The organism is Aestuariivirga litoralis (assembly GCF_003234965.1).
Taxonomy (GTDB): domain Bacteria; phylum Pseudomonadota; class Alphaproteobacteria; order Rhizobiales; family Aestuariivirgaceae; genus Aestuariivirga; species Aestuariivirga litoralis.
Genome location: NZ_QKVK01000003.1, coordinates 291,835 through 317,319, shown reverse-complemented (window position 1 = coordinate 317,319; position 25,485 = coordinate 291,835). Strand labels below are relative to the sequence as shown.

The window sequence follows — 25,485 nt, the reverse complement described above, 5'->3', positions numbered from 1 at the left end:
GTGATGTCAGAGAGGTTTGGCCCTATCCGCATGTTCTGGAGCAGACCTCACTTGCCGATCCTCCGACGCATTCTCCTGGTGATCCTCGTATGGGCAGCGGCGCCTCAGGCCATGGCGGCAGGCCCGACGCTCTTGTTCGACCCCGCCACCCAGGAGGTGATCTCGCAGGACCGGGCGGGTGATCCCTGGTACCCCGCCTCGATCACCAAGCTCATGACGGCCTACATCATCTTCCAGGACCTCAAGTCCGGGCGGCTCAAGCTCGACCAGAAGATTCCCGTTTCTGAACTCGCCCATTCCCAGCCGCCCAGCAAGATCGGTGTTCCAGTGGGGCAGACGGTGAGCGTCGATTTCGCGCTGCAGGCCCTGCTTGTCTATTCCGCCAACGACATGGCCTACGTGCTGGCCGAAGGTGCTGCCGGCAGTATTCCTGCCTTTGCCGCCAGGATGAACGCGCAAGCCCGCAAGCTCGGCATGACGGGCAGCCATTTCGTCAATCCCAATGGCCTGTTCGATCACCGCCACATTACGACCGCACGGGACATCGCCATTCTGGCGTCGGCCCTGCTGCGCGAATTTCCGGAGTATGACCACTATTTTTCGCAGCCCTACCTGACGATTGGGAAACGGCGGCTGTCCAACCGTAATTCGCTGTTGCGGCAGATGAAGGAGTCGGACGGCATGAAGACGGGCTTTGTGTGCAATTCCGGCTTCAACCTCGTGGCCACGGCTACACATGATGGACGGCGCCTTGCCGCCGTCATATTTGGTGCCAACAGCGGCAAGCACCGCGTGGACCTGGCGGAGATGTTGCTGACGGATGGTTTTTCGCGCGGCCCGGATTCCCGCCCCAAGCTGCAGTCCATTGCCAATATCCAGACAGGTGGCATCGTACCCACTGACATGACCGCGCAGGTCTGCAAGCAGAAACCAGTGTCGCTGGCCACGTCGAAAAGCCTTGGTGGATGGGGCATTTCCTTCGGAAACTACGAGAACGCAGCGACGGCCGACATGGCTCTCCGGGGCCGCATGCTGAGTTCCTCCGGCATGGAACTTCCCGGGCAGCCCGGGGTCATCCGCCTTCCCGAGAAGCGGGGGTTCGCTGCTGCAATGTGGAACCTCGACCAACCTACCAGTGAGGCTGCATGCGCCCGCTATCATGCGGAAAAGGCGCCTTGTGAGGTGATCCCGCCGGAAACATTCGCCAAGATCGCGGCCCTGGTGCCTGACCCTCCACCGCCCAAGATCGTGGCCGATCCGGAAGGTGATGACCTGAGCAAGCCCGTGAAGAAGAAGCCGGCGCAGAAAAAGAAAAAGAAGAAGAACTGAACCGGATGATCAATCGGGCAGGACTGGGAATTGCCTGCGCACTGGGCGCAGCCGGGCTCTACGGGTTGGTGCCGAACTTCGTGCGCGCCGCCATCGGCAACGGCATTCCTGCCATCGAAAGCACGCTGTTCCGCACGTTCATGATCGCCGTCGTCTTCGCCGTCATTGCGGTGGCGCAGGGAGAGCGGCTGACGATCCCCAAAGGGGCAATGCCCAGCTTCATCGGGCAATCCATTGCGACGCTGCTGGTATCGGTTGCCTACCTTGGCTCCGTACAGTTCATCCCTGTCGGTCTGGCCGTCATCATCTTCTATCTGTTTCCGGTGCTGATCATGTTGCTGGCTCCGGTCGTCGAAGGGCGCAATCCGGGTCTTCTTCGCATCCTGATTGCCATCCTCGCCTTCATCGGGCTGGCGATCGCCGTCGGTCCGAGCTTCGACAGCCTCGACATTCGCGGCATCATTCTCGCCTCCCTGGCGTCTGCGGGGGCGACACTGCAGTTCTTTTCCGGCCGAAGCATCTCCCGTTACATGACCCCCGCCGCATTTGGCGGAATGGTCCATATGGTGATCCTGCCTGCCGTTCTCGCCATAGCCATCTATGCGGGGTCAGGCACCTTGCGATTCCTGCCGGGCGGCCCGGCGACGAGCACGGGTCTGCTGTTCATGTCGGGCGTGGCGATCGTCTACATCATTGCCTACATGTGGCAGATGCTGTCGCTGCGCTTTGCACCGGCATCCACCGTGGCACCCTACTACAATCTCGAGCCTGTCGTCGCCACGGCCGCCGCAGCCCTCATTCTCGGTGAGCGGTTGCAAATGAACCAGTATGCCGGGGGCGGACTTGTTCTCGCCGCTCTCGTGGCATCGAGTTCAATCGGAAAATGGAAGAAATAGCCCATGGCCACAGTTCCCATTCCCGTCGCGATCCTCACCGGCTTCCTCGGATCTGGCAAGACCACGCTGCTGAATTTCCTGCTGAAGGATCCGTTCCTGTCGGATGCTGCCGTTATCATCAACGAATTTGGCGATGTCGGCATCGACCATTTGTTGGTCGAACGAGCAGATGAGAACGTCATTGAGATGGCATCAGGCTGCCTGTGCTGCACCATCCGGGGCGACCTGATCGACACTATTCATGACCTGCTGGCTCGCCGTGGCCGCGGCGAAATCAAGTCCTTCAACCGAATCGTCATCGAGACCACCGGCCTCGCCGACCCGGCGCCGGTTCTGCATGCAGTGATGAGCGAGCCGGGGCTTCTCGCGGCCTGCCGGTTGGAAGGGGTGATCACTGTCGTTGACGCCTTCAACGGCATGGCGACGCTTGATGCGCATCCGGAGGCCGTAAAACAGGTGGCGGTGGCCGACCGCATCGTGTTGACCAAGGTGGACTTGCTGGTGGGGCGCGAAGGCGAAGACATGCTCTTCGCGATCATTGGCAGGCTGCGCAAGCTCAACCCGGCGGCCCGCCTCCTCACCACCCACCGCAACGAGGCGACGGCCGAACGGCTGTTCACCATGGGTCTCTTCGACCCGAAGACCAAGACCGCCGACGTCCAGACCTGGCTGGCAGCGGAAGCCTATGAAACGGCCGAGAAACGTGGCCGGCGGAGCCGCCGGACCCACTCGCATGGCCACGACCATGATCATGACCACGGTCACGATCATCACCACGACGTGTCGCGCCATGATGCGCACATCCGCTCCTTCAGCTTCAGTGAAGCCAATGCAATCAGCCCACAAGGGCTGGAGCTGTTCCTGGAACTGCTGAAATCCTACCACGGCGCCAACATGCTCCGCATGAAGGGTATCGTGAAAGTATCGGACGATCCGTCACGACCGGTGGTCCTGCATGGGGTTCAGCACGTATTCCACCCACCAGTGAGGCTTCCCGCCTGGCCGGACAAGGATGAGCGGACCCGTCTCGTGTTCATCGTCAAAGATATCGAGAAGCCGATGATCGAGGGACTGTTCCGTGCCTTCACCGACCAGATCACCGGCGGGGCGGATGCCTTTACGGACAAGACCCTCTCGCTCAACAGGTGACCGCACCATGACGCTCAAGCTTTACGGACTTTCGAAATGCTCGACCTGCCAGAAGGCCACTGACTGGCTCGATGAGCACAAGATCAAGCACAGCTTCTCCGACATGAAGGAGACTCCGGTGACCAAGGACCAGGTGGCCAATTGGTCAAAGGCACTGGGCGGCTGGGAGAAAATGATCAACAGGGCCGGTTATACCTGGCGCGGCCTTCCACCGGAGAAGACAGCGAACCTCACCGAGGCCAAGGCCGTGGCGCTGGCCGTCGACAACCCGTCGCTCATTCGCCGTCCGCTCATCGAGCACAAGGATGGCAGTGTGACGGTGGGCTTTTCGAAGAAGATCCAGGAGCTGCTCGCATAAAGACAGAATGGCCGGGTTTCCCCGGCCATTTTCACGAACTTACGCGCGTACCAGCGGCCTCGTCATGCAGGTGGGGCCACCTTCACCCTTGCGGCAGATGTCATAACCCTTGATGACCTCGACCTTGACGCCGGCCGCCTTCATGCGGCGCTCAGTCTCGGGATTTCCCTCCACCATCATTGCATGGCGGGGCCCAAGCGCCAGCACGTTGCAGCCCATGGTATCGAATTCTTCCGCCGGAACCTCGACGAACTTGATTCCGCGCGACTCGAGGAACTCGATCTGCCGTGCCGCCATCAGCGGCGGGTAGACGACGGCGAGGTCATGATCGAGAGGTGACAGGCAGGACATGAGATGGAAAACATCGGAACGTCCCTTGTAGTGCGGCATGTCGAACCACAGGATCTCGACGTCCGGGCCTGCAAGTTCGCCGAGTTGCCGCAGGCCCTCGAGATTGGTGCGATAACCCACGCCGGCCATCAGTGTGTAGCGGTCGATCCAGACGAGGTCGCCGCCCTCCACCTTGCCCTCGCCGGTGATCTCGCCGGCGATGGGAAAACCGAGTGACTCGAGTGCCCCACCATTTACCTCTGACTCCTTGCGGCGCTGCGGCTTTCCCATGCGTGGTTTCACAAGGCCGTTGGGGGTCACGATCAGCGCGTCATGGGTATAAATCGAATCGAGCGTCAGGCCCGGAGCGGCGGGCAGCTTGATCACCTCAGCTCCGGTTGCAGCCAGAATGTCCTCAACGATCCTGTATTCGCTGCGTGCATTGGCCAGGTCAGGCCTTGAATGGAAATTCAGGTCCTTCCATTCAGCGTCGATCTTGGCGTCGTTGACGAAGGCCTGGTCGACATCGCGGATCGCCACCTTCCTGAGGCTGCCCCAATTGTTGAATGCGCCGAAATCGAAACTCATGAGCGTCTGATCCTGAAGATGAGGGCGGGGCCATGCTGCTGCTGGTCCAGCAGCTCATGGCCCTGCTCGTTGCAGAAGTGGGGCATGTCTATGGCGGACATGGGGTCCGTGGCAATGACCTTCAGAATGGCGCCAGGCGCCATCCCTTCCAACCGCTTCCGGGCCTTGAGCACTGGCAGCGGACAGAGCAGGCCGGAGAGGTCGAGTGTGTTTTCAGAATGATTTTCGGTCATGCTGGCGCTAGGGTAGCATCGCAGATCGGGGAGATACAGCCTTGCCGGAACTACTCACAAAGCTCAGCTTCGAGGGCAAAGTCAACCTGCTGCTTGCCAGTCCGGATCGTAATGCCGGCCTGGAAAAGCACAGGGTACCGGAGGCACGTCTGCTGTTCACTGGCATGGAGGGCGACTGCCATGGCGGCATTACCCGCAAGTCCGACAGCCGCATGCTCAAGCAGTATAAACGCAACACCGAAGTGCGCAATTCCCGGCAGCTCTCCGTCCTCTCGGTGGAGGAACTGGTGGAGGTGGCCGGTGTCATGGGCATTCCAGAGGTAAAGCCCGAGTGGGTGGGTGCCAACCTTGTGCTGAGCGGCATCCCCGCTCTCACCCTGCTGCCGCCATCGACCCGGCTGCAGTTTCCTTCCGGCGCCATGATCGTGGTCGATGCCGAGAATCATCCTTGCCGCTATCCTGCGGACATCATCGCGAGGCAACATCCGGAGCAGAAGAAGGGTTTCGTCGCAGCGGCGATGCACAAGCGGGGTATCGTGGGCTGGGTTGAGGCGGAAGGCATCATCCGCACGGGCGATCCGGTGACGATCTGGATTCCTCCGCAGCGAATCTATGCCTACGCATGAACTCCTTAGCCGTCATCGTTGCCGGCGGTCGGTCCACGCGAATGGGGAAGGAGAAGGTGTTTCAACTGGTGCGTGGACGGAGTATTCTATCGCGCACCTTGTCCTGCCTTCGACCTCAGGTTCAGCACATCGTGATCAACGCCAAGGGTGATGCGGAGCGGTTCCGTGAGGCCGGACTCCTGACGATCGCAGACCTTCGCAGTGATGTTGCAAGCCCGCTAGCCGGGATTCACGCCGCTCTGTCCTTTGCGCAGCAAAACCGGTTTGGTGCCGTGTTGACGGTGCCATCAGATACGCCATTTCTTCCCAGTGATCTGGTGTATCGGCTCGCTGCTGCGGGTCGTCCTGCGGCCATTGCGTCGGCTGGCGGCCAGCAACATTACGTGACGGGGCTTTGGTCCCCGGATCTCCTGCCGCTGCTCGAGCAAGCGCTGGACGAGCCGCGCACGCCACGCCTGCAGGACTGGGCACGCAAGTGCGATGCAGCGGTCGTGACCTGGCCTATCGAGCCCTATGATCCGTTCTTCAATGTTAACACACCGGATGAGCTTGCCGAAGCAGAGCGGATTGCGGCAGAGTTTGCGCCATGAACAGGGTCATCGGCGTTGCAGGTTTCAAGAATGCGGGCAAGACCACGTTGGTCGAAAAGCTGGTGACCGAACTCACACGGCGCGGCCATCGCATTTCGACGGTGAAGCATGCGCATCACTCCTTTGACATCGACCATGAAGGCCGGGACAGCTTCCGACATCGAAAGGCAGGTGCGTCCGAGGTGGCGGTCGTATCGCGACACCGCTGGGCCATCATTCACGAATCGCGCGCGGAGGCCGAGCCAACGCTGGAAGAGATCCTGGCAAAGCTCGCGCCGTGTGACCTGGTGATCGTCGAGGGCTACAAGCGGGACACACACGACAAGATCGAAGTCCGCAATCTCGACCTTGCACACCCGAAGCTCGCGGGAGATGACTCGACCGTGGTTGCCGTCGCCGCCAATGGTGCCATTCCCGATGCACCGGTTCCGGTCTTCGACCGCGACGACGTGACGGCCTTGGCTGGCTTTATCGAGAAACATATGAGGCTCGCATGACGCCCGCGGATGTGACGTGCTTCTGGGAACAGGCGGGTCCCACCCGCTGGTTCTTCAAGGATGCCGCCTTTGACGGGGTGCTCAAGGTGCGGTTCGGTCAGGCGCTCGCGGCGGCTCGGAACGGGGCCTTCGATCACTGGGCCGAGACGCCGGAAGGGGCGCTGGGCCTCGTCATCCTGCTCGACCAGGTGTCACGCAACATTCACCGCGGCAGTCCACTGGCTTTCGCTGCTGACAGGCAGGCCCTGAGGCTGGCAAAAAAGTGGGTCGGTCAGGGCTTTCACCAGAAGCTTCCCGCCCCCCGGGCCTGCTGGTTCGTCATGCCGTTCGAACATGCCGAGGACCTCGATGCGCAGCATCGAAGTGTTGCCCTGTTCGGGACCATGGGCCTCCATGACCAGGCCCATTGGGCCCAGATCCACCTTGATATCATTGCCCGGTTCGGACGCTTCCCGCATCGTAATGCGGTGCTGGGGCGGGTCTCCACCCCGGAGGAACTGGACTTCCTGAAGGCAGGCGGTTTCGCCGGCTAGTGTCGGATTCCGCCCTGTCCCCGTCGTTCCGCCTCACGACTGTTGAATTCGGCTCACTATTGTGCCGTCCAATTCCAATTCCGGGGTTCTGAGGGATTTACCCATGAAAACACATGCGCGCGTGGTCGTCATTGGCGGTGGCGTGGTTGGCGTCGGCACGCTCTATCACTTGGCCAAGAAGGGCTGGGGCGACGTCGTCCTGATCGAGCGGAAGGAACTGACCTCGGGCTCGACCTGGCATGCCGCCGGCCTGCTGCCGCTGTTCAACCTGTCCTACTCGGTGGGCCAGATCCACAAGTACTCGGTCAAGCTTTACGACTCGCTGGAGGCCGAGACCGGCCAGCACGTCGGCTTCAAGAAAGTGTCCAACATCCGTCTCGCCCGGACCAAGGATCGGTGGGACGAGTTCATGTATTACGCCGGCGTTGCCGAGACGATCGGCGTGAAGGTGAACGTGCTCACCCCGCAGCAGGTCAAGGACATCTGGCCGCTGTGCGAGACAGAGGGCCTTCTCGGCGCCATCCAGCATCCCGATGACGGCTACATCCAGCCGGCCGACCTTACCCAGGCCATGGCCAAGGGGGCGCGCTCGCGCGGCGCGGAAATCTACCGCAACACCACGGTCACCAACATCGAGCAGAAGCCCAACGGTGAATGGGTGGTGAAGACCGACCAGGGCGACATCACCTGCGAGCACGTCGTCTCTGCCACCGGCAACTTCGCCCGCAAGACGGGTGCCATGGTCGGCCTCGACATTCCGGTGATCCCGGTCGAGCACCAGTACATCGTCACCGAGCCCCACCCGCTGATTCGTGAACGCCAGGCCAAGGGCCTGCCGGAAATGGGCGTCCTGCGCGAGGCCGATTCCTCGTGGTACATGCGCGAAGAGAACGGTGGTCTGCTGCTCGGGCCTTACGAGCACGGCGCACCGTGCTGCTACATGGACGGCCCGTCCGACCAGAGTGAATACGAGCTCTTCCAGGAAGACCTAGACAGGTTGGCACCGCACATCGAGACGGCGATCACCCGTGTCCCAGCCTTCGGTGAAGTGGGCATCAAGAAGGTGTACAATGGTGCCATTGCCTATACGCCGGACGGCTCGCCGATCATCGGCCCAGCCTGGGACAAGAAAAACTTCTGGCTCAACGAGGGTCACTCCTTCGGCGTCACCGCCTCGGGCGGTGCGGGCTGGCAGCTGGCAGAGTGGATCGTCGAGGGCGAACCATCGATCGACATGATGGGTGTCGATCCCCGTCGCTTCGGCCCCTACGCGACTCGCGGTTACCTCAAGACCAAGAACGAGGAGGCCTACGCCAATGTCTTCACGCCGCATTATCCGGATGAGGAACGCTCGGCCGCACGCCCGCTGAAGCGCACCCCGGTCTATGATCGCATGAAGGATCTCGGCGCCGTTTTCGGCTCAGTTTACGGTTGGGAGCGCCCGGGCTGGTTCGCGCCCAAGGGCTATGCCCTGACCAAGGAAGAGATCAACAGCCCGGACGTGCTCACCAACCATAATTATGCGCCACCCACAGATGACGGGCGCATCGTCGAGAAATGGTCGTTCCGCCGTTCCAACTACTTCCCCTTCGTGGGCGAAGAGTGCCGGAACGTGATGAACAACGTCGCCATTCAGGACATGTCGGCCTTCGCCAAGATGGAAGTGTCCGGTCCTGGTGCTCGTGACTGGCTGGAATCCATCCTTGCCAACAAGATCCCGAAGAAGATGGGCCGCATCGCGCTGTGCCACTTGCTCACCCCGCGGGGCGGCGTGCGTGCGGAATTCACGGTCTATGAATGGGCGCCGGGCCGCTTCTATCTTGTTTCAGCCGGTGCCTATGAACGCCACGACCATGATTACCTGCGCAAGCTCTGCCCGACCGATGGTTCGGTGCGGCTCAATGCCATTACCACCCGGTTCGGCGTGCTGGTGCTGGCCGGCCCGAATTCGCGCAAGGTGTTGCAGAAGCTGACCGACGCCGATCTCTCAAACGAGGCCTTCCCCTGGCTGTCCGGAAAGGAGATCAGCGTGGGCAACTGCACGGCCCATGCACTTCGCGTGAACTTCGTCGGCGAACTCGGTTGGGAATTCCACCACCCGATCGAACAGCAGATCGCACTGTTCGACGCCTTGATGGAAGCCGGCAGGGAGTTTGGCATTCGACCCTATGGCATCAAGGCCATGTCGTCGCTGTCGATCGAGAAGAGCTACCGGCTCGTGCCGCGTGAATTGTCGATCGAATACAATGCCTATGAGTCCGGGCTTGACCGTTTCGTTCACCCCAACAAGGGCCAGTTCATCGGCCGTGATGCGCTGGTGGAGGCGAAGCAGAAAGGACTCGGTTGGAACTTCGTCACCATGGAAGTCCATGGCGTGGGCGATGGCGACTCCGACGCACGCGGGTCGGAGCCGATCTACCACAACGGCCAGCTCGTGGGCCGCGCCACCAATGGCGGCTACGGCTTCCGTGTGAACAAGTCGCTGGCGCTTGGCATGGTGAAGCCCGAGCATTCCGCTGTCGGCACTGAACTCGAGATCAAGATCCTCGGCAAGATCTTCAAGGCGACAGTGATCCCCGAAAGCCCCTATGACCCCGAAAACAAGACCCTCCGCGCGTGAGGCATGGGATACCGAACAGAGAAAAGCCGGGCATCTGCCCGGCTTTTCCCGTGTTGCGGGGATACGGGGGAACGGGTGATAAGCAGCAGGCGATGCAGCGAATCGATCTGAAACCATGACTGGCTCGGCACCCGGCTACGGCACCGGCCTGCTGTTCGTCATGCTGGCAACCGTCGGGTGGAGCCTGGCGGGTGTCTTCGTCCGCTTCCTTCCGGGGCTCGATGGTTGGCAGATCAACTGCTGGCGCGGCTTCTGGATGTCGGTCTTCCTGCTGGCCTATCTTGTCTTCGTTTATGGACCGGCTACCCTTGAGAAGTTCCTGGCGATCCCGCTGCCGGCGCTGATCGCAACCGCGGGATTCTTCACGGCAGGCTCCACGCTCTATGTTACCTCCCTGACCCTCACGGGGACGGCGACAGTGTCGGTGATCGGTGCACTTTCTCCAATCTTTGCGGGCCTCCTGAGCCCTTGGATCACGGGTGAACGGCCATCGCTCGCGTCTTGGGCGGCGGCCCTCATGGCACTTGTCGGCGTGGGCGTCATCGCCTGGGACGGAGTCAGTGCGGGCAATCTGCTCAGCCTCATCGTCTGCCTGGGCGTTCCCGCGTCTTTCGCCGCCCAGACCGTTGCTCTGCGCCGCTACCGGGACTTCGACATGGTTCCGGCTATCTGCGTTGGCGGTTTCTTCACCTTTGCTGTGGCTGGCGTCATGGGCTTTATCTTCGGCGGGCATCCTGGTGGCGGGTTCGAGGTGAGTGTCCAGCAGATGCTGCTTCTGGCCCTGATGGGTCCACTGCAACTGTCCATCCCACTCGTGTTTTATGCCAAGGGTGCCCGCTATGTTCCGGCGGTGACGCTCGCGATGATCGTCATGCTGGATGTGGTGCTCAATCCCTTCTGGGCCTGGCTTGGCGCTGGCGAGGTGCCATCGCAGTCAGCCTATGCTGGCGGCACGGTGATCGTCGTTGCGGTGCTGCTCTCGATCTTTGGCGACCGCTGGCTCAGCACTCGACGGTTGCAGGCGGCTTGATGAAGCGCTCGACGGCCACGTTGATCGGATTCACAGCCGTCCTCATGTGGGCGCTTCTCGCGTTGATGAGCGCAGCCAGCGGCGCGGTGCCCCCCTTCCAGCTCGCCGCGATGACCTTTTTGATCGGCGGCCTGATGGGAGCAGTCACATGGCCGTTTCGCAAGGGCGCCGTTCAGGCTCTGCGGCAAAGCTGGCAAGTATGGCTCCTTGGTGTGGCGGGGCTCTTTGGCTATCACTTCGTCTATTTCAGCGCGATCCGTGCAGCGCCCGCAGTTGAGGTGAGCCTCATCGCCTATCTGTGGCCCCTGTTCCTCGTTGTTTTCTCGGCCTTCCTGCCCGGAGAGAAGCTCCGCCTTCATCACGTCATCGGCGTCCTGCTGGGTCTGGTGGGAGCGGTGCTCATCATCACCCGTGGCAAGGGCTTTTCACTTGCCGAGGGATTCACCGCCGGCCATGCGCTGGCCTTCCTCTGTTCGTTGATATGGTCGGGATATTCGGTGCTGTCACGACGGTTCGGCACCGTATCGACGGACGTTGTGGCCGGTTTCTGCCTCATCACCGCGCTGCTCTCGGCAATCTGTCATGCGCTGTTCGAAACGACAGTGTGGCCAGCTGATATCACGCAGTGGTCGGCCGTGCTCGGCCTCGGCCTGCTGCCGGTCGGTGCGGCCTTCTACACATGGGACTACGGCGTGAAGCAAGGTGACATCATGGTTCTCGGGGCTGCATCCTACGCCTCGCCGCTGCTGTCCACGCTTGTCTTGGTCGTGGCGGGCTATGCTGCCTTCACCTGGCCGGTCGTTGCCGCCTGCCTGCTCATCACGCTGGGTGCTGTGGTCGCCGCCAAGGACATGCTGTTCAAGCGTCCGGGTGGCTCTATCTGAAACTGTTCTTGCGCTCGCGTAGCTCGGCGAAGACCGCCGCATCGCTGGCGCCTTCGAGGCCGAGCGTCCTCCTGATCTCGGCACTGCCTGTCCGGAGGAACGGATTTGCTGCAAGCTCGGCCCCGATGGTTGACGGGCATGTCATGCGGCCCTCGGCATGCAGCCAGTCAACCTCCGCCGCACGCTGCCTGAGAGCCGCGTTGCCGGGTTCCACGGCGAGTGCGAAACGGGCGTTGGACTGGGTGTATTCATGCCCGCAATAGAGTTGCGTCGCCGGCGGCAGTTCCGCGAACTGCGCTACGGAATGGTACATCTGCTCCATGGTGCCTTCGAACACCCGCCCGCAGCCCAGTGAGAACAGCGTGTCGCCCGCGAAGACCACCTCTTCCGAGGGCATGTAGTAGGCGACGTGACCAAGGGTGTGCCCCGGGCAATCCATGACATGCACCTCCCGGCCCTGCCACAGAAAGCTCTGACCCCCTGAGACTTCAGTGCCGATGCCGGGAACCCTTTGTGCTTCCTTGCGCGGTCCGACGATGCTGCAGCCATAGCGATCTTTCAGGGCAAGGTTCCCGTCTACATGGTCGCCATGGTGGTGGGTCGTGAAGATATGCGACAGTTGCCACCCCCTCGCCTCGAGCTGAGCTTCGATCTCAGCAGCGTCGGGCGCGTCGATTGCAACTGTGGCGCCGCTCTTGTGATCATGCAGCAGAAGGCCATAATTGTCGGATCGGCAGATGAACTGGTGAAAGGCGAGGTCTGACATGGGTGTTCCCGATGTTATCGTGCCGGATGATCTTTTCACCGCGGCAGGCTAGGCTTGGTTCCGATGGATATCGTCGATCTCAGGGAATTCTATGGCAGCCGGCTCGGCTTGGCCACCAGGCGTTCGCTGGCAGGCCGGCTGAAGCCCCGGCTTGCTGCCTTGCCCGGCGCACGCGTCATGGGTCTCGGCTATGCGATGCCTTACCTCTCCGACTGCATCGTGAAGCCGGAGGCGCAGCTTGCCTTCATGATGGCACGCCAGGGTGTGTTCCGCTGGCCAGAGAGTGGCGCCGTTCAGTCGGCGCTTGTGGACGAATGCGATTTGCCCTTGCTTGAAAGCGTGGTGGACGTGGCGCTTGTCGTGCATGGCCTGGAATTGACCGATGCCCCCCAGGAAATGCTGCGGGAAATCTGGCGCGTGCTCGCCCCCCAGGGTCGGCTGTTCATGGTCGTGCCCAATCGCCGCGGCGTCTGGGCCCGGTTCGACACCTCTCCCTTCGGCCACGGGCAGCCTTTCTCCAAGCCGCAGCTCTCTGCCCTTCTGAAGGAGAGCCAGTTCTCGGTCGTGTCCTGGTCCTATGCGTTGTATTTTCCACCCTCTACCAGTGCAGCGGTGCTGTCCGCCGCCCCGGCGATCGAAGGGCTTGGGTCACGCCTGATGCCAGCCCTGTCGGGCGCCATCATCGTGGAGGCGGCCAAGCAGGTCTATGCTGTCGCCCAGGGTAAGCGCTTGCGCCGCATTCCGGCGAGGACGAGGCCGACGCTTGCGCCCGTGCCCGCCAAGGGCGCATGGCGGCATCCCTAGGTCAGGATTGCATTTTTTGGACTGGGGCCTATGAATAGCCCGCCCCGGCGGCCTTCCCTGCCGGATTGCAGCGAGCCCGCCGATCGATGACTGCCGATAGCCCTGAAACATCCCTCGATGCCATCCGGCGCGAGATCGACACGATCGACGATCAGATCCTCCGCCTGTTGATGCAGCGCTCTGCCGCCACGGAGAAGGTGAGGGTCACCAAGGCGTATGATGGGTCGATTGCCGCATCTCCGTTCCGCCCCGCCCGCGAAGCCGCGATGATGCAACGATTGATTGGTGAAGCTGGCGGCGCGCTCGCTCCCGAATTCCTGGTGCGTCTTTGGCGCGTGATCCTGTCAAATTCGATACAGTCCCAGGCACCGATCACACTGCACATGGATTCGGCGTTCGGCCACGATCTGGCCACCCGGCTTCTGGTCGCTCAGCATTTTTGCGGCATGAAGGTGGAGTTGCACAGGGGTGCCGGTCGCGCCCTTGAAGCGCTGAGCAGTGCGCGTGGCGACCTTGCCCTTGTCGCGCCCAGTTCCGACTGGGCCGCGGCCTTCTCCGAAGGCGCGGCAGGAGATGCGCAAGTCATCGTCACCTTGCCGGTGCTCGCCGGCAGCGGACGGCCGCAAGTCCTCGTTTTCGGGCATGCCGCCCCACAGGCCAGCGGTGATGACGAGACTCTGCTGCTGCTGCCCGATGAAACAGTAGGACTTCCCGGCCTCCTGTGGCGGGCCCACTCCGGTACTACAACGCTTGCAGGCGTGGCAGGATTCCTCGCCGAGCCACCCTCGCTTCAACCCGGCGCCCGCCTTGCGGGGCGCTATCCCCGGCCAATCAAGGTTTCGCCATGACCGTTTCGCGTCCACAGCCCAAACCTGGCATTCTGGATATCGCTGCCTATGTTCCGGGCAAGAGCGGTGCCAAGGGAGCCAAGGTGCACAAGCTCTCTTCCAACGAGTCGCCGATCGGCTCCAGTCAGAAGGCAGTCGAGGCCTACAAGGCCGCGGCAAGCGCCCTGGAACTCTATCCGGACGGTGCGGCCACGCTGCTTCGCAATGCCATCGCCAGCCGCTTCGGCCTCAAGGCGGAGAACATCGTCTGTGGCGCCGGGTCGGACGAACTGCTGCAGTTGATCGCCCACGCCTATCTCAGCCCGGGAGACGAGGCGATCTATAGCCAGTACGGCTTTCTGGTCTATCCCATTGCCATCCAATCCAATGGCGCTACAGCCGTGGTAGCGCCGGAGACGGATTATCTAGCCGATGTTGACGCGATCCTTGCGCGCGTCACGGCCCGCACCAGGATCGTCTTCCTTGCCAACCCAAACAATCCAACCGGCCGCTACCTTCCGTTCAGCGAGGTGAAGCGTCTCCATGCCGGCCTGCCACCTCACGTGTTGTTGGTGCTCGATGCAGCCTACGCCGAGTATGTCCGGCGCAATGACTACGAGGCTGGTATCGAACTCGTCGCCACCGCGGAAAACGTGGTGATGACCCGTACCTATTCGAAAATCTTCGGCCTTGCAGCGCTGCGGCTCGGCTGGGCCTATTGCCCTGCGCATGTGGCGGACGTGCTGAACCGGGTGCGCGGACCCTTCAACATCAGCGCGCCAGCGATTGCCGCCGGTGTCGCCGCCATCGAGGATCATGACTTCGTTGAGCGCGCCGTCGCCCACAATGAGCAATGGCTGCCGTGGGTCACAAGGGAGCTCACATCTCTCGGCCTCGAAGTGACGCCAAGCGTCGGCAATTTCGTGCTGGTGCATTTCCCGCACACAGACAAACACAATGCCCATGCAGCCGATGCCTTCCTGCAGGAGCATGGCTTCGTCGTGCGCCGCATGGATGCTTACGGGCTTCCCGCTGCATTGCGTATCACGGTCGGGACTGAGGAAGCAAACCGTGGTCTCGTATCCTGTCTGAGAGACTTCCTGTCATGACAAGACTGTTCGATCGTGTCGCACTCATCGGCATTGGCCTCATCGGCTCTTCGCTCGCCCATGCCATGCGCAAGCAGAAGCTTGCTGGCGAGATCACCGGCTATGCGCGGAGCGAAGCGACACGCACCAAGGCACTCGAACTGGGCCTCGTCGACCGGATCTATCCGACGGCCGTGGAGGCAGTGAAGAACGCCGATCTCGTGATACTCTGCTCACCTGTCGGTACCTATGGCGCGCTGGCGCAGGAGATCGGTCCGGTGCTGAAACCGGGCGCCATCCTCACCGATGTAGGGTCCGTGAAGGGAGCGGTAGTGAAGGACGTCCTGCCCTGGATTCCTGCAGGTGTGAACTTCATTCCAGGCCACCCCATCGCCGGCACGGAACAATCCGGACCTGAGTCAGGTTTCGCAGAACTCTTCATCAATCGCTGGTGCATTCTCACGCCCCTTCCGGAGGCGGATGCCGGGGCGGTGGATCGGCTCGCGGCCTTCTGGCGGGCCTGTGGTTCCAATGTGGAGATAATGACGCCTGAGCACCATGACCTGGTGCTCGCCATCACCAGTCACCTGCCGCATTTGATCGCCTATAACATCGTGTCGACCGCCGCAGACCTCGAGGAGGTGACATCATCTGAAGTCATCAAGTATTCCGCTGGCGGCTTCCGTGATTTCACCCGCATTGCCGCTTCCGATCCCACCATGTGGCGTGATGTGTTTCTCAATAACAAGGATGCTGTTCTGGAGATGCTGGGCCGCTTCTCGGAAGACCTCTCTGCCCTGCAGCGAGCCATCCGCTGGGGTGACGGCGACATGTTGTTCGATGTCTTCACGCGGTCCCGCCAGGTCCGCCGCAGCATCATCGCGGCAGGCCAGGACACCGCCTCACCTGACTTCGGCCGCGGCGCGCCCAAGTCTCAGTAGAGCGACTTCAATTCGGCAATCTGGAACGGACCCAGATAGAGTTTTCCATCCTTGGCGATGACGGGCATCTTGGCACCATTGCCAATAAGGTTCAGCACGGTCTGGAGGTTGGCAAGCTGGCCTTCCGATAAGCCGAGCAAGGGCGAAATCCGTACGAGCAGTGCTTTTGCATCGTTCGTCTCGGTATCGATCTGGCCAGAGATATGACCTTGCTGGTCGAGTGACAGTTTACCTGATCCCCAGTATCGCAGGGTGTCCTGGTTGATCTCGAAGGTCTGGAGCGTGAGAGTCTCATTGCTCTCTATTGTGCCCTGCAGTCTTGCTGCATCCACGGCCACGGGGTCTTGGCCGACAGGGGTGTAGACCAGAGATTTAGCCTGAACAGCGACGTCGGTTGCGCCATCTGAAGCAGGCCTCGTGAACAGCATCACCTTTTCGGCACGACCAAAGCCATCAACCGATACCGCAGGGAGTTCGGCCGAGATGGAGGGCTGCCCATCCCTTCCAATCGTGACTGCCCCGAGCGCCCGCTGATGCATTATCTGCGTCGGCAGCAGGCCTGGAGCCGTGATGGTGGACGGTCCATCGACGAGGGCAGCAATTTGCCAAGGTGCATAGGCCAAGGCGACCAGCAGAAGGTTGGCCGCGCGAAGTTCTGACCCGCTTCCATAGGTCAGGATCGGCGAAGTGCATGTGAATTCGAGGTGGAACGGGTAGCCCCCCCATTGTTCCTGTGTGCAGGCAAGCTTCAGTCCTTCGGACGCCAGTTCTCCTCGCAGTTCAGCGAGTCTCTGTTTTGCACTTGCCGAGGCCATGAGCCAATATCCCGACCACAGCAGGGCCAGAAGAAGAACCACTCCGAGCGGCAGGAACATCCTCCAAGGGCGCGGTGCAGAATTCGGCATTTGATCCCGGATCGGTTTTCACGTTAGTCAGAGCGGTAGAATGAAGCAGTTCTGGATCTTTGGCTATGGTTCGCTGATGTGGCGCCCGGGCTTCGCTTTCGAACGGAGCGCGCCCGCCCGCATTCACGGCTATCACCGCAGCCTTTGTGTATACTCGCATGTTCACCGCGGAACACCAGAACAGCCGGGCCTCGTTCTGGGGCTTGACCGCGGCGGCTCCTGCCACGGTCTGGCCTTTGAAGTTGCACCAGAGAGATGGAGTGAAACGATCGCCTATCTCCGCGCACGCGAGCAGGTGACGTCCGTCTACCTCGAAAAGGTCACGACGGCCCGGCTCACCACAAGTGGCCAGACGGTGGAAGCGGTCACCTATGTGGTGGACCGCAGCCATCGCCAATATGCCGGGATTCTGGATGAGCAGGCCCTGGAACACCACGTCCGCATGGGCGAAGGTGTATCTGGCCACTGCATTGACTATGTCGCGAACACGCTCGCCCATCTGCGCGAGATGAACATTCATGACCCTGCGCTGGAGCGTCTCGCCGGGCGTTTGGGTTCTCAGGCGGCCAGCAGGTCGAGCTGAACCGGCTTCCGCCAAGGCTTGGTTTCTGGCCGCGAGGGGGTTTCGCCGCTTTCAAGCGTCGCAGCGAGATCACGGAATACGGAATCTGCTGCGTCGCCCTCCCGGTTCAGGAGGTGGACGTGCATCTCATCCCCCGGCAGCGTCGCAACTGTGCCGCTTGGCATCAGGCCATCTGTACCGAATCGCCCGATCGCCACCGCACAACGGACGCCGCCAATCTTGCGGACGATGACGAAAACCGCTTCGGTTACAGGAGGACAATGATCAGGAGCGTAGATGGAATGTATGTAAGACTGGCCCGATATGCCGCGCCAATACCAAAAGCGTTCACCGAGGCCAGAATCCTCGGGCAGGGTAGCGGAGAGGGAATAGCCTTGCATCATGAGAACAAATATAGAACATTCCTGGCCTGTGTCAAGCTCTCAGCTACATTTGGAGTAACCGCAAGACAGGCAAGTGGCGCAACCCTCCTGGAACATCAACGCATCATTTCCGCAGCGAGGGCATGATGCCGGATGACTGCCAGACGTGGACCTACTCGTCTGTACCTGCGCTGGGTCCAGGAAACCGGTGTCGATCATGTGCCGCTCGATAATGCCGCCGATGGCGGCAAGCAGGCTTGGCACATAACGCCCATTCATCCACTGGCCACCACGGGGATCGAAAACCGCCTTCAACTCATCGACGACGAAGGACACTTCACCACCACGCCGGAACACGGCCGAAATCATGCGGGTCAACGCCACCGTCCAGGCATAATGCTCCATGTTCTTGGAATTGATGAAGATCTCGAAGGGCCTTCGCACACCGGCATCCACCACGTCGTTGATCGTGATGTAGATGGCATGGTCAGTCTCGGGCCAGCGCAGCTTGTATGTCATGCCCGGTAGCACCTCGTCGCGTGGGCGTGGGCGCTGATCGTCGTCGCGCACCACCGTAGCGGGCAAGCTGCTGCCGCTGGACAACACGCTCCCCGTCACCGCATTGGGTCGATAGGTGGTGCAGCCCTTGAGCCCCAGTTCATAAGCCTCCTCATAGACGTCCTTGAAGCTTTCAAAGGGAAAGCCTTCCGGTATGTTGATCGTCTTGGAAATAGAGCTGTCGACGTGCTTCTGCACGGCGGCCTGCATGAGAAGATGAGCAGATGGTGTCAATTGATCCGCGGTTACGAAGCAAGGCGGCAATGCTGCACCTTCGCCATGCATTTGCCAGTACAGCGACGCAGCATAATCGGTAACGTCTTCGCTGCGTGAACTGCCGTTTGGCTGCAGCACCTTGCGTTGATACCGGATACTGAAGATGGGCTCGATGCCACTCGACACGTTGCCAGCGATGAGCGAGATCGTACCTGTTGGTGCAATCGAAGTAAGGAGCCCGTTTCGTATTCCATTCCGGGCAATTTGGCTGCGCAATTCCCTGTCCATACCGGCAGCATGGCCGGTCGCGCCAAAACGGCCGGCGTCAAAGAGCGGGAAAGGCCCGCGTTCCTCCGCGAGCGAGATGCTGGACAGGTAGGCGGCCTGCTCGATGGCCGCCATCCATTGGCGGGCGGCCTCCGCGGCTTCCCCAGTACCGTAACTCAGGCCGCACATCGCAAGCGCATCTGCGAGTCCCGTAATGCCCAGACCGATCCGACGCTTTGCCAGAGCCTCGGCGCGCTGCTGGGGCAGAGGAAAATTGGAGATGTCGATGACGTTATCCAGGAAGCGCACGGCCGTCGCTGCCGTTTGGCGCAATGCAGCCTCGTCGATGCGGGCATTTTCTCTGAACGGACCAAGGACGAAACGGGTAAGATTGAGCGAGCCCAGCAAACAGGCGCCATAAGGGGGCAGCGGCTGTTCTCCACATGGATTGGTCGCGCCAATGGTTTCACAATAGGAGAGATTGTTCTCGGCGTTGATGCGATCGATGAAGATTACGCCGGGCTCAGCTGAATCATAGGTAGACCGGACGATCTTGTCCCACAGCCGCTCGGCAGAAACGATCCGGTAAGTGTCACCCTCGAACACGAGTGGCCACTCGGCCTTTGCCTTCACTGCGGCCATGAAGGCATCCGTTACCAATACCGAAAGATTGAAATTGCGCAGCCGGCCGGCCAGCTGCTTGGCGGCCACAAAGTCCTCAATGTCGGGATGATCGCAGCGGAGGGTACCCATCATCGCACCTCGCCGCGTGCCGGCGGACATAATGGTTCTGCACATCGCATCCCACACATCCATGAAGCTGACCGGGCCCGAGGCATCCGCGCCGACCCCGCGCACAGGCGCCCCCCGCGGGCGTAGAGTCGAGAAGTCATGCCCGATGCCACCCCCCTGCTGCATGGTGAGGGCGGCTTCCTTCAGCTGGGTGAAGATCCCGTCGAGCGAATCCGGAATGCGGCCCATGACGAAGCAGTTGAACAGCGTCACCTGCCGGTCGGTGCCCGCCCCGGCGAGGATGCGCCCTGCCGGCAGGAAGCGATAATTCTTGAGAATGCGGTAAAAGCTGTCAGCCCAGACCAGCCGGTCATCCGGCCGTTCGGCGGCCGACACGGCATGTGCCACCCGCCGCCAGCTATCTTCGATGTTCGTTTCGGCGTTAAATCCGTCCTCGGGGCTGTAGCGGTATTTCATCGACCAGATTTCCTGGGCAATGGGGTCGAGGGACGGGCGGGCGGGGATATGCATTGCAGAACCTCCGGTTACAGGGAGTGTAACGCGGCGGAGCGAGAGAGTCGAGTTTTTGTTCTCTTTTTGTACTTAGAGCACGCGTCGGCCTTCAGCCACGAGATGCGCTGTTTCTCCTTCTATGGCAGTTTCGAGTCGCGACTGGAAGAGTTTGCGGTTTGAGCCCGGCGGGATTGGCTCCAGGAACGAGATGACGATGGTGCCGGGCCTCCGCAGGAACTGGCGTCGCGGCCAGAACAGGCCCGAATTGAGCGCAAAGGGAATGCAGGGTACGTCCAGCTTGCCATAGAGTGCGGCAGCGCCCGGCTTGTAGTCAGGGGGATCGTCGGGTGCCCTGCGCGTCCCTTCGGGCATGATCACCACCTGCCGGTTTGCGGCGATTGCCTCCTGCGCTGCCTCCACCAGTGTCCGGAGAGCCTGGGTACCGGCTGACCGTTCCACCGGAATCATGCGGAACTTGTAGATGAACCAACCAAAGAACGGAATGTAGGTGAGTTCCTTCTTCAGCACCATGGCCGGGTCGTCAAGCAGCGGCAGTATGGCAAAGGTCTCCCAGAAGGACTGGTGCTTGCCGGCAACGAGACATGCACCCGGAGGAATATGCTCCTTGCCCCGCACCTCCATGCGGATACCGCCGATCACCCTGAGCCAGAACAATGACGACCGCGCCCACACCTGCAACGCGCGGATCGACCATTTGCGCGGCGTGAAGTAGAAGCCTGCTCCCAGCACCAGGAACAGCGCAAGATTGACGTAGAAAACAACGTTGAACAGTGCGGAGCGAATGTAGATCACGTCACCACACCAAGGCGGCGCATCAAGGTGATGCGTGCAGTCATCAGGCAAATGAGGGTTGCCGCAAGCGGCACTGCGAAGAGAAGGCCATAGCTCCAGATTGCAATGCTTGGCGCCGAAAACAGCAGTCCGCGGCTTGCCGCCGCGACGCCGCCCTCGCTGCCGCCACCGAACAGACCGAGCAGCAAGAAGGTGAAGAGGCCAAGCCCGACACCAATGAAACCGGAGAGCAGCCCCGTGCGAAGAAACCGGCCATCGATCTGGCGGGCGATGTAGCTGTCGCGTGCGCCCACCAGGTGCAACAGGTCGACGATATGGCGGTTGGCCTGCAGCACCGCACGCGTCGCAAATATGACGATCGCAACGGCGGAGACACAGATCAAGAGAAGGATAGCGTAGGAGACAGCCGAAAGAGCCCGCGCCATCCGGGTCAGTTCTGCCTCCCACTTCTGGTGCGTGTCCAGCCTTGCCCCCTTCACCTGGAGCAACGCTTGCTCCAATGCTGCGACATCCGGGGGATTGCTGACATCGGTGACTATCCGGATCAACCTGGGCACCGGCAATCCCTCGAGCGAACGCGTGCCCAGCCATGGCTCAAGAAGTTTTGCCCCAGCGCCTTCGTCGAGCACGTCCACGTCCACGATTCCCGGAAAGGCTGCGGATATGGTCCGGGCCTTTTCGACTTCCCGGGTAATATCCGCATCCCGCATCACCCGCACCTGAATCGTCATCTCGCGGGACAGGCCGCTGGTCCAGCTCGTGACTGCCCGGTCGACGAGGATGAGGGCCCCGATTGCCAGGCAGGCGAGATAGCACATCACAGCCATGGTGACGGTGAGCGACGTGAGCGAGGCCGCCGTAGCGGGTATGATCGCGCCCGGCTTCATTGCAGGTTCATGATGCCCTGTTCGAGGTGAAGAACCGGGCGCTCCGCCTGGCGCACCAGACCTTTGTCATGCGTGGCGATCAGCATCGTGGTACCGAGGCGGTTGAGCTCAACGAATAGATGAAGCAGACGCTTGGCCAACACCGGATCGACGTTGCCGGTGGGCTCATCCGCCAGCAGCAGCTGTGGCTTTGCAATTACGGCGCGGGCAATTGCCGCGCGCTGCTTTTCGCCCCCCGAGAGCACGGGAGGCAGATCGGCGGATTTCTGAGCCAGGCCAACCCAGTCCAGAAGGTCCATGACGTCGCGCCGGTAGGTGGATTCGGATTTGCCTGCCACACGCAGCGGCAAAGCAACGTTGTCGTATGTGGACAAGTGATCGAGCAGCCTGAATTCCTGAAACACCACGCCGATGCGCCGACGGATCGGTGGCAGCTTGTTATGGCTGAGGTTCCCGACATCCTCGCCAAAAATGCGCAAAGTGCCGCGTGTTGGCTTGAGGGCCAGGAACAACAACTTCAGCAGGGACGATTTGCCCGCTCCAGAGGGACCGGTGAGGAAATAGAAATCGCCCGTGCGCAGCGCAAAGCTCACATCGCGCAGGACTTCCGGGCCCTCGCCATATCTGAGACCAACGTTCTCAAGCCGCAGCACTGACCCGATCCTCCTCTCTCAATCACCCTGTTTAAACCACCCGAGCTTTAACGAGGCATTAACCACAGCAGACAATAAATGTAACCTACACGCGCATAAATCCCTGAAATGGCAATCCGCATGATCGCTCGCTGCCCGATATGTTCCTGCCGACATGACATACCATCTGCCGGCCCCGGTGGAGGAGGAACGGTGGCCGACTGTTCCAACTGCGGACACAGGTGGGTGGAGGGATCCCCTTTGACATTGGCAGCCCCCCGCGCAGACGACACCCCGACATTGGAGGCGGGACCGAAGCAAACCACTGTCCACCCACTGATCGAGGCCGCACGCAGTGCCCAGACCGCGTTCCGCCTCCAGCGACGGGCCCGCCGCGTCCGGATGACCGCATGGGCGTCTCTGGTGGCCTTGGCGTTCGCACCACTCATCGGCGCTTCGGCCTTTCCGGAGCAGATCGTCGTTGCTGTCCCTGCAAGCATCCACTTCTATGAGAAGATGGGCCGCCAGATAAACATCTACGGTCTGGAGATCCGCCAGGTCGATCTGCAGAACCTGATCGTCGATGGCCGTAAGGTCATCGCGGTGAAGGGCGAACTCACCAACGTCTCATCGGAGGAACGCAAGATACCCTGGCTGCGCTTCGGCCTTCGCTCAAAGGACAACGCAGAGGTCTATCACTGGACTTTGGACACCGAAGTCAGGCCACTCAAACCCGGCGAAAGCACCAGCTTCGTCACCAGGCTCGCATCTCCTCCCGAAGCTGCCAGAAACCTTGAAATTCGATTTGCCCAGGCTGACGAAATCGGCTCAAATGCAGGCCCATGAGCGAACTTACAATCGACGGGCACCGCATCGGCGTCCTGTTCAGCGAGTCTGAAATTGCGGCGCGTGTGAAGGCCATTGCCTCCGACATTGCCGATCGCGAGCCCACGAATCTTCTCGTTGTGCCCATCCTCAAGGGAAGTTTTGTCTTCGCGGCCGACCTCATTCGGGCCATGCACCACGCGGGATTATCGCCTGAAGTCGATTTCATGATTCTGTCTAGCTATCGCAAGTCAACAAAGTCTTCAGGACAGGTGACCGTGTTGCGCGATATCGAGACAGATGTGCGCGGGCGCGACGTACTGCTGATCGATGACATTCTCGAATCGGGACGCACGCTAGCCTTCGCCAAGGACTTGCTAGCCGCCCGTGGTGCCAAGGGCACCTTCACGGCTGTTCTTTTGAACAAGCCGGGTCATCTTGCGGCACATATCGCTGCGGATTTCGAGGGATTCAAATGCCCGGACAAATTCGTGGTCGGATATGGCATGGACATGGCGCACCAGTTTCGCGAGCTTCCCTTCGTCGGTCACATCATCCCCACGAGCACGCCCTCAGCCTAGGCTGGAACCGAGAAGGAAAGCGGCAGATGCCACCAGGGCTCCCAGCAGAAAGCCCATGAGCACGGCCGAGAAGAAGCGCCCGGATTCCATCTCGCGTCTTGCTTCTCGCATGTGAATGGCCGCGCGCAACGCGAAGGTCTCCAGGTCACGCCGTGGCAAAAGCTTGATAGTCTCGAATGCCTGCTCTTCCATGATCCCATCCCGTTTCGGGATGGCAAAGCAAGCCGCATGCCACCGCTCACCAGAACATCAGTACACCCAAAACAAGGGACGTGACCAAGACCGATACGATCATGCCAACTGAAAGGCGCGCGCTGTCGGCCCCGCGACGCCGGGCCTCAGGCCAAACCATGAGCACATGCTCATGATCCTCCGCAGTTGGCTGGAACGCCTCGAGTCCCTCGAACGCCTGCAGCCGAACCTCCGGCGCGCCATAAACAGGCTCCCCCGCCTGCGCCTGCGACGAAGAATGAATCAGCACGAGTCCAGGCACTACCAGCCTTGTCACAGGCGGAGTGACAAACATGCCCACTGCCTGGCGTTGCAGGAAACCATGGAGCGCCAGAGGATTATCTGCCAACCGCATCAACTCCTTCGTGTCGGCATCGTCATCGACAACCCGGAACCGCGATGCGCCAATGTCCCGCACCAGTTCACTGTGTGTTGAAACGCCCTCAGTGCTGTGCCGGCTCGCCATTGCTCCAGTTGGTCCGAATGTCCTCCTTCTTGACGTAGTTCAGCTGCTGGAAAAGAACCTGTCGTACAAGTTCCATGCCAAGCCTGCGGTTTGCTTCACGGGCGATCGTGTCAGTCAGCCGGTCCAGGTCACCAGGCTTCAGATGCCGAAAATCGACGTCAGCACTCGTGAATATCACCCGGAAGGCCGAATCCTTGATGTAGGGCATAGGCTCAACCTTCTTCTGGGCCAGTAGGGCACGGTCTGCGGAGAAAGACAATTGCAGGATCACGTAACCAGCAACCTCTCCACCCCGCATCACAGGAACACTGGTAAGTTCCGCGGTCATCTGCTCGACTCCAAGATCCTCCTGCGGAGCGGAGGGCGAAGGAGCGCTGCCTAGATAGCCTGAAGCAAAGGTGGCGCCCGCAGTGACGAGAATGACCCACACGCCAACTGCCACAAGCTTCAGCATGCCCAATCACCAACGGCTGGTGCCGCTCCGTCGCGAGTAGGTACCGTCAGACTCGGCGTCCCTGAGGCTACCGACAATGATGTCGCTTATCTCCCCAACTGCTGCGATGTGAAGTTTCAGAAGCCGGGCATTCTCTCTGAGCACCACCGCAAGCTTCTGCAGCTGCAATCGAAGTTCTGTGCTCATGGCTGTACCTTCCTTACGTTGTGCCGCCATGAGCTCCCTCAGCGTCTGGTTCTTGCGATCGGTATAGGCAGCATGGGACACGAACTTCTGTTCGGCCAACACTGCATTCTCTTCCTCAAGAGTAGCGATGAGCTTGCCGAGGGCGGGCCCAAGGGCAGCATCAGCCGATGGTGCAGAACTCATTC

The 25,485-nt window shown here is 61.0% G+C and carries 31 protein-coding genes; 18 read left to right on the top strand and 13 right to left on the bottom strand.

All coding sequences use genetic code 11. The features are described from left to right. Positions 1–3: 3 nt before the first annotated feature. The 4 genes from DK847_RS08800 to DK847_RS08785 are packed head-to-tail and all read left to right on the top strand — an operon-like array spanning position 4 to position 3,732. Positions 4–1,329 carry a D-alanyl-D-alanine carboxypeptidase family protein gene (locus DK847_RS08800; protein ID WP_111197840.1) on the top strand — a complete coding sequence of 442 codons (1,326 nt, stop codon included), beginning with the start codon at positions 4–6 and terminating at the stop codon, positions 1,327–1,329. A gap of 5 nt (positions 1,330–1,334) precedes the next feature. After that, a complete protein-coding gene (locus DK847_RS08795) occupies positions 1,335–2,225 on the top strand; it encodes a DMT family transporter (RefSeq protein ID WP_111197838.1) in 891 nt (296 codons plus the stop codon). 3 nt (positions 2,226–2,228) lie between these two features. Continuing rightward, entirely contained in the window at positions 2,229–3,374 is a 1,146-nt protein-coding gene (locus DK847_RS08790; protein ID WP_111197837.1) for a CobW family GTP-binding protein, read from the top strand. 7 nt (positions 3,375–3,381) lie between these two features. Further along, positions 3,382–3,732, top strand: a complete 351-nt coding sequence (locus DK847_RS08785) for a Spx/MgsR family RNA polymerase-binding regulatory protein (protein WP_111197835.1) — start codon at positions 3,382–3,384, stop codon at positions 3,730–3,732. A gap of 39 nt (positions 3,733–3,771) precedes the next feature. Here DK847_RS08785 and DK847_RS08780 read toward each other — a convergent pair whose 3' ends face one another. After that, entirely contained in the window at positions 3,772–4,650 is an 879-nt protein-coding gene (locus DK847_RS08780) for a dimethylarginine dimethylaminohydrolase family protein (protein WP_111197833.1), read from the bottom strand. Then, a complete protein-coding gene (locus DK847_RS08775; RefSeq protein WP_111197831.1) occupies positions 4,647–4,883 on the bottom strand; it encodes a sulfurtransferase TusA family protein in 237 nt (78 codons plus the stop codon). The genes DK847_RS08780 and DK847_RS08775 overlap by 4 nt, the downstream gene beginning before the upstream one ends. Before the next feature lie 41 nt (positions 4,884–4,924). Here DK847_RS08775 and DK847_RS08770 point away from each other — a divergent pair, with 41 nt between their 5' ends. The 7 genes from DK847_RS08770 (at position 4,925) to yddG (ending at position 11,663) form a co-directional block, all read left to right on the top strand. Further along, a complete protein-coding gene (locus tag DK847_RS08770; protein ID WP_204508284.1) occupies positions 4,925–5,509 on the top strand; it encodes an MOSC domain-containing protein in 585 nt (194 codons plus the stop codon). Continuing rightward, entirely contained in the window at positions 5,506–6,099 is a 594-nt protein-coding gene (mobA, locus tag DK847_RS08765) for a molybdenum cofactor guanylyltransferase (protein ID WP_111197828.1), read from the top strand. The genes DK847_RS08770 and mobA overlap by 4 nt, the downstream gene beginning before the upstream one ends. Beyond that, positions 6,096–6,596 (top strand): molybdopterin-guanine dinucleotide biosynthesis protein B, encoded by a 501-nt coding sequence (mobB, locus tag DK847_RS08760; RefSeq protein WP_111197826.1) that lies wholly within the window; start codon positions 6,096–6,098, stop codon positions 6,594–6,596. Before mobA ends, mobB begins: the two co-directional genes overlap by 4 nt. Then, the gene (locus tag DK847_RS08755; protein WP_111197824.1) at positions 6,593–7,129 is read left to right on the top strand and encodes a DUF924 family protein; all 537 of its coding nucleotides are present in this window, start codon (positions 6,593–6,595) and stop codon (positions 7,127–7,129) included. Before mobB ends, DK847_RS08755 begins: the two co-directional genes overlap by 4 nt. Before the next feature lie 103 nt (positions 7,130–7,232). Continuing rightward, entirely contained in the window at positions 7,233–9,749 is a 2,517-nt protein-coding gene (locus DK847_RS08750; protein WP_111197822.1) for a GcvT family protein, read from the top strand. Between the two features lie 115 nt (positions 9,750–9,864). Beyond that, complete coding sequence (locus DK847_RS08745) at positions 9,865–10,779, top strand: DMT family transporter (protein WP_111197820.1); 915 nt, start codon at positions 9,865–9,867, stop codon at positions 10,777–10,779. Then, the gene (gene yddG / locus DK847_RS08740; protein WP_111197818.1) at positions 10,779–11,663 is read left to right on the top strand and encodes an aromatic amino acid exporter YddG; all 885 of its coding nucleotides are present in this window, start codon (positions 10,779–10,781) and stop codon (positions 11,661–11,663) included. Before DK847_RS08745 ends, yddG begins: the two co-directional genes overlap by 1 nt. Here the strand turns inward: yddG and gloB are convergent. Further along, a complete protein-coding gene (gene gloB, locus DK847_RS08735) occupies positions 11,656–12,429 on the bottom strand; it encodes a hydroxyacylglutathione hydrolase (protein ID WP_111197817.1) in 774 nt (257 codons plus the stop codon). The genes yddG and gloB overlap by 8 nt on opposite strands. A 63-nt stretch (positions 12,430–12,492) precedes the next feature. On the opposite strand from gloB, the gene DK847_RS08730 reads away from it, so the two are divergent. The 4 genes from DK847_RS08730 (at position 12,493) to DK847_RS08715 (ending at position 16,089) form a co-directional block, all read left to right on the top strand. Further along, positions 12,493–13,233, top strand: a complete 741-nt coding sequence (locus tag DK847_RS08730; protein ID WP_111197815.1) for a class I SAM-dependent methyltransferase — start codon at positions 12,493–12,495, stop codon at positions 13,231–13,233. Between the two features lie 86 nt (positions 13,234–13,319). Beyond that, complete coding sequence (locus DK847_RS08725) at positions 13,320–14,081, top strand: chorismate mutase (protein ID WP_111197813.1); 762 nt, start codon at positions 13,320–13,322, stop codon at positions 14,079–14,081. Then, positions 14,078–15,169, top strand: a complete 1,092-nt coding sequence (gene hisC / locus DK847_RS08720) for a histidinol-phosphate transaminase (RefSeq protein WP_111197812.1) — start codon at positions 14,078–14,080, stop codon at positions 15,167–15,169. The genes DK847_RS08725 and hisC overlap by 4 nt, the downstream gene beginning before the upstream one ends. Then, complete coding sequence (locus tag DK847_RS08715) at positions 15,166–16,089, top strand: prephenate/arogenate dehydrogenase family protein (RefSeq protein WP_111197810.1); 924 nt, start codon at positions 15,166–15,168, stop codon at positions 16,087–16,089. Before hisC ends, DK847_RS08715 begins: the two co-directional genes overlap by 4 nt. Here DK847_RS08715 and DK847_RS08710 read toward each other — a convergent pair. Next, entirely contained in the window at positions 16,083–16,964 is an 882-nt protein-coding gene (locus tag DK847_RS08710; protein WP_161957203.1) for a DUF2125 domain-containing protein, read from the bottom strand. The genes DK847_RS08715 and DK847_RS08710 overlap by 7 nt on opposite strands. A 70-nt stretch (positions 16,965–17,034) precedes the next feature. Between DK847_RS08710 and DK847_RS08705 the strand changes: the two genes are divergently transcribed. Further along, positions 17,035–17,577, top strand: coding sequence for a gamma-glutamylcyclotransferase (locus tag DK847_RS08705; RefSeq protein WP_111197806.1), 543 nt, complete (start codon positions 17,035–17,037; stop codon positions 17,575–17,577). Here DK847_RS08705 and DK847_RS08700 read toward each other — a convergent pair. From DK847_RS08700 to ftsE, 5 genes are all read right to left on the bottom strand, one after another. Beyond that, the gene (locus tag DK847_RS08700) at positions 17,553–17,960 is read right to left on the bottom strand and encodes a hypothetical protein (RefSeq protein WP_111197804.1); all 408 of its coding nucleotides are present in this window, start codon (positions 17,958–17,960) and stop codon (positions 17,553–17,555) included. The genes DK847_RS08705 and DK847_RS08700 overlap by 25 nt on opposite strands. Positions 17,961–17,999: 39 nt before the next feature. Continuing rightward, positions 18,000–20,243: an adenosylcobalamin-dependent ribonucleoside-diphosphate reductase gene (locus DK847_RS08695; protein ID WP_111197802.1), complete on the bottom strand. Its 2,244-nt coding sequence runs from the start codon at positions 20,241–20,243 to the stop codon at positions 18,000–18,002. 72 nt (positions 20,244–20,315) lie between these two features. Continuing rightward, on the bottom strand, positions 20,316–21,038 hold the full coding sequence (locus DK847_RS08690; RefSeq protein WP_111197801.1) for a lysophospholipid acyltransferase family protein: 723 nt from the start codon (positions 21,036–21,038) through the stop codon (positions 20,316–20,318). After that, on the bottom strand, positions 21,035–21,925 hold the full coding sequence (locus DK847_RS08685; protein ID WP_111197799.1) for a cell division protein FtsX: 891 nt from the start codon (positions 21,923–21,925) through the stop codon (positions 21,035–21,037). The genes DK847_RS08690 and DK847_RS08685 overlap by 4 nt, the downstream gene beginning before the upstream one ends. Then, positions 21,922–22,578, bottom strand: coding sequence for a cell division ATP-binding protein FtsE (gene ftsE / locus DK847_RS08680; protein WP_111197797.1), 657 nt, complete (start codon positions 22,576–22,578; stop codon positions 21,922–21,924). The genes DK847_RS08685 and ftsE overlap by 4 nt, the downstream gene beginning before the upstream one ends. Positions 22,579–22,818: 240 nt before the next feature. Between ftsE and DK847_RS08675 the strand changes: the two genes are divergently transcribed. Together DK847_RS08675 and hpt are read left to right on the top strand one after the other, a co-directional pair. Further along, positions 22,819–23,403 (top strand): FxLYD domain-containing protein, encoded by a 585-nt coding sequence (locus DK847_RS08675; RefSeq protein WP_146256082.1) that lies wholly within the window; start codon positions 22,819–22,821, stop codon positions 23,401–23,403. Then, the gene (gene hpt / locus DK847_RS08670; RefSeq protein WP_111197794.1) at positions 23,400–23,963 is read left to right on the top strand and encodes a hypoxanthine phosphoribosyltransferase; all 564 of its coding nucleotides are present in this window, start codon (positions 23,400–23,402) and stop codon (positions 23,961–23,963) included. Before DK847_RS08675 ends, hpt begins: the two co-directional genes overlap by 4 nt. On the opposite strand, the gene DK847_RS08665 is transcribed toward hpt, so the two are convergent. From DK847_RS08665 to DK847_RS08650, 4 genes are read right to left on the bottom strand one after another with little or no spacing between them, the layout of a single operon-like run. Next, positions 23,955–24,155: a hypothetical protein gene (locus tag DK847_RS08665; RefSeq protein ID WP_111197793.1), complete on the bottom strand. Its 201-nt coding sequence runs from the start codon at positions 24,153–24,155 to the stop codon at positions 23,955–23,957. The genes hpt and DK847_RS08665 overlap by 9 nt on opposite strands. 46 nt (positions 24,156–24,201) lie before the next feature. Then, positions 24,202–24,660 (bottom strand): hypothetical protein, encoded by a 459-nt coding sequence (locus DK847_RS08660; RefSeq protein ID WP_111197791.1) that lies wholly within the window; start codon positions 24,658–24,660, stop codon positions 24,202–24,204. Continuing rightward, positions 24,638–25,114, bottom strand: a complete 477-nt coding sequence (locus DK847_RS08655; RefSeq protein WP_111197789.1) for a hypothetical protein — start codon at positions 25,112–25,114, stop codon at positions 24,638–24,640. Before DK847_RS08655 ends, DK847_RS08660 begins: the two co-directional genes overlap by 23 nt. A 6-nt stretch (positions 25,115–25,120) precedes the next feature. After that, a complete protein-coding gene (locus DK847_RS08650; RefSeq protein WP_111197788.1) occupies positions 25,121–25,483 on the bottom strand; it encodes a hypothetical protein in 363 nt (120 codons plus the stop codon). Between the last annotated feature and the right edge of the window lie 2 nt (positions 25,484–25,485).

Excerpts from the sequence above, each read along its gene's own strand:
- DK847_RS08750 (WP_111197822.1), top strand. The coding sequence starts at position 7,233 with ATGAAAACACATGCGCGCGTGGTCGTCATTGGCGGTGGCGTGGTTGGC.
- DK847_RS08775 (WP_111197831.1), bottom strand. The coding sequence starts at position 4,883 with ATGACCGAAAATCATTCTGAAAACACACTCGACCTCTCCGGCCTGCTC.
- DK847_RS08755 (WP_111197824.1), top strand. The coding sequence starts at position 6,593 with ATGACGCCCGCGGATGTGACGTGCTTCTGGGAACAGGCGGGTCCCACC.
- DK847_RS08665 (WP_111197793.1), bottom strand. The coding sequence starts at position 24,155 with ATGGAAGAGCAGGCATTCGAGACTATCAAGCTTTTGCCACGGCGTGAC.
- hpt (WP_111197794.1), top strand. The coding sequence starts at position 23,400 with ATGAGCGAACTTACAATCGACGGGCACCGCATCGGCGTCCTGTTCAGC.
- DK847_RS08795 (WP_111197838.1), top strand. The coding sequence starts at position 1,335 with ATGATCAATCGGGCAGGACTGGGAATTGCCTGCGCACTGGGCGCAGCC.
- DK847_RS08655 (WP_111197789.1), bottom strand. The coding sequence starts at position 25,114 with ATGCTGAAGCTTGTGGCAGTTGGCGTGTGGGTCATTCTCGTCACTGCG.
- DK847_RS08650 (WP_111197788.1), bottom strand. The coding sequence starts at position 25,483 with ATGAGTTCTGCACCATCGGCTGATGCTGCCCTTGGGCCCGCCCTCGGC.
- mobA (WP_111197828.1), top strand. The coding sequence starts at position 5,506 with ATGAACTCCTTAGCCGTCATCGTTGCCGGCGGTCGGTCCACGCGAATG.
- DK847_RS08715 (WP_111197810.1), top strand. The coding sequence starts at position 15,166 with ATGACAAGACTGTTCGATCGTGTCGCACTCATCGGCATTGGCCTCATC.
- DK847_RS08800 (WP_111197840.1), top strand. The coding sequence starts at position 4 with ATGTCAGAGAGGTTTGGCCCTATCCGCATGTTCTGGAGCAGACCTCAC.
- DK847_RS08785 (WP_111197835.1), top strand. The coding sequence starts at position 3,382 with ATGACGCTCAAGCTTTACGGACTTTCGAAATGCTCGACCTGCCAGAAG.
- DK847_RS08730 (WP_111197815.1), top strand. The coding sequence starts at position 12,493 with ATGGATATCGTCGATCTCAGGGAATTCTATGGCAGCCGGCTCGGCTTG.
- DK847_RS08745 (WP_111197820.1), top strand. The coding sequence starts at position 9,865 with ATGACTGGCTCGGCACCCGGCTACGGCACCGGCCTGCTGTTCGTCATG.
- DK847_RS08725 (WP_111197813.1), top strand. The coding sequence starts at position 13,320 with ATGACTGCCGATAGCCCTGAAACATCCCTCGATGCCATCCGGCGCGAG.
- DK847_RS08700 (WP_111197804.1), bottom strand. The coding sequence starts at position 17,960 with ATGATGCAAGGCTATTCCCTCTCCGCTACCCTGCCCGAGGATTCTGGC.
- DK847_RS08710 (WP_161957203.1), bottom strand. The coding sequence starts at position 16,964 with ATGTTCCTGCCGCTCGGAGTGGTTCTTCTTCTGGCCCTGCTGTGGTCG.
- gloB (WP_111197817.1), bottom strand. The coding sequence starts at position 12,429 with ATGTCAGACCTCGCCTTTCACCAGTTCATCTGCCGATCCGACAATTAT.
- DK847_RS08780 (WP_111197833.1), bottom strand. The coding sequence starts at position 4,650 with ATGAGTTTCGATTTCGGCGCATTCAACAATTGGGGCAGCCTCAGGAAG.
- DK847_RS08660 (WP_111197791.1), bottom strand. The coding sequence starts at position 24,660 with ATGGCGAGCCGGCACAGCACTGAGGGCGTTTCAACACACAGTGAACTG.
- hisC (WP_111197812.1), top strand. The coding sequence starts at position 14,078 with ATGACCGTTTCGCGTCCACAGCCCAAACCTGGCATTCTGGATATCGCT.
- yddG (WP_111197818.1), top strand. The coding sequence starts at position 10,779 with ATGAAGCGCTCGACGGCCACGTTGATCGGATTCACAGCCGTCCTCATG.
- DK847_RS08790 (WP_111197837.1), top strand. The coding sequence starts at position 2,229 with ATGGCCACAGTTCCCATTCCCGTCGCGATCCTCACCGGCTTCCTCGGA.
- DK847_RS08685 (WP_111197799.1), bottom strand. The coding sequence starts at position 21,925 with ATGAAGCCGGGCGCGATCATACCCGCTACGGCGGCCTCGCTCACGTCG.
- DK847_RS08695 (WP_111197802.1), bottom strand. The coding sequence starts at position 20,243 with ATGCATATCCCCGCCCGCCCGTCCCTCGACCCCATTGCCCAGGAAATC.
- mobB (WP_111197826.1), top strand. The coding sequence starts at position 6,096 with ATGAACAGGGTCATCGGCGTTGCAGGTTTCAAGAATGCGGGCAAGACC.
- DK847_RS08705 (WP_111197806.1), top strand. The coding sequence starts at position 17,035 with ATGAAGCAGTTCTGGATCTTTGGCTATGGTTCGCTGATGTGGCGCCCG.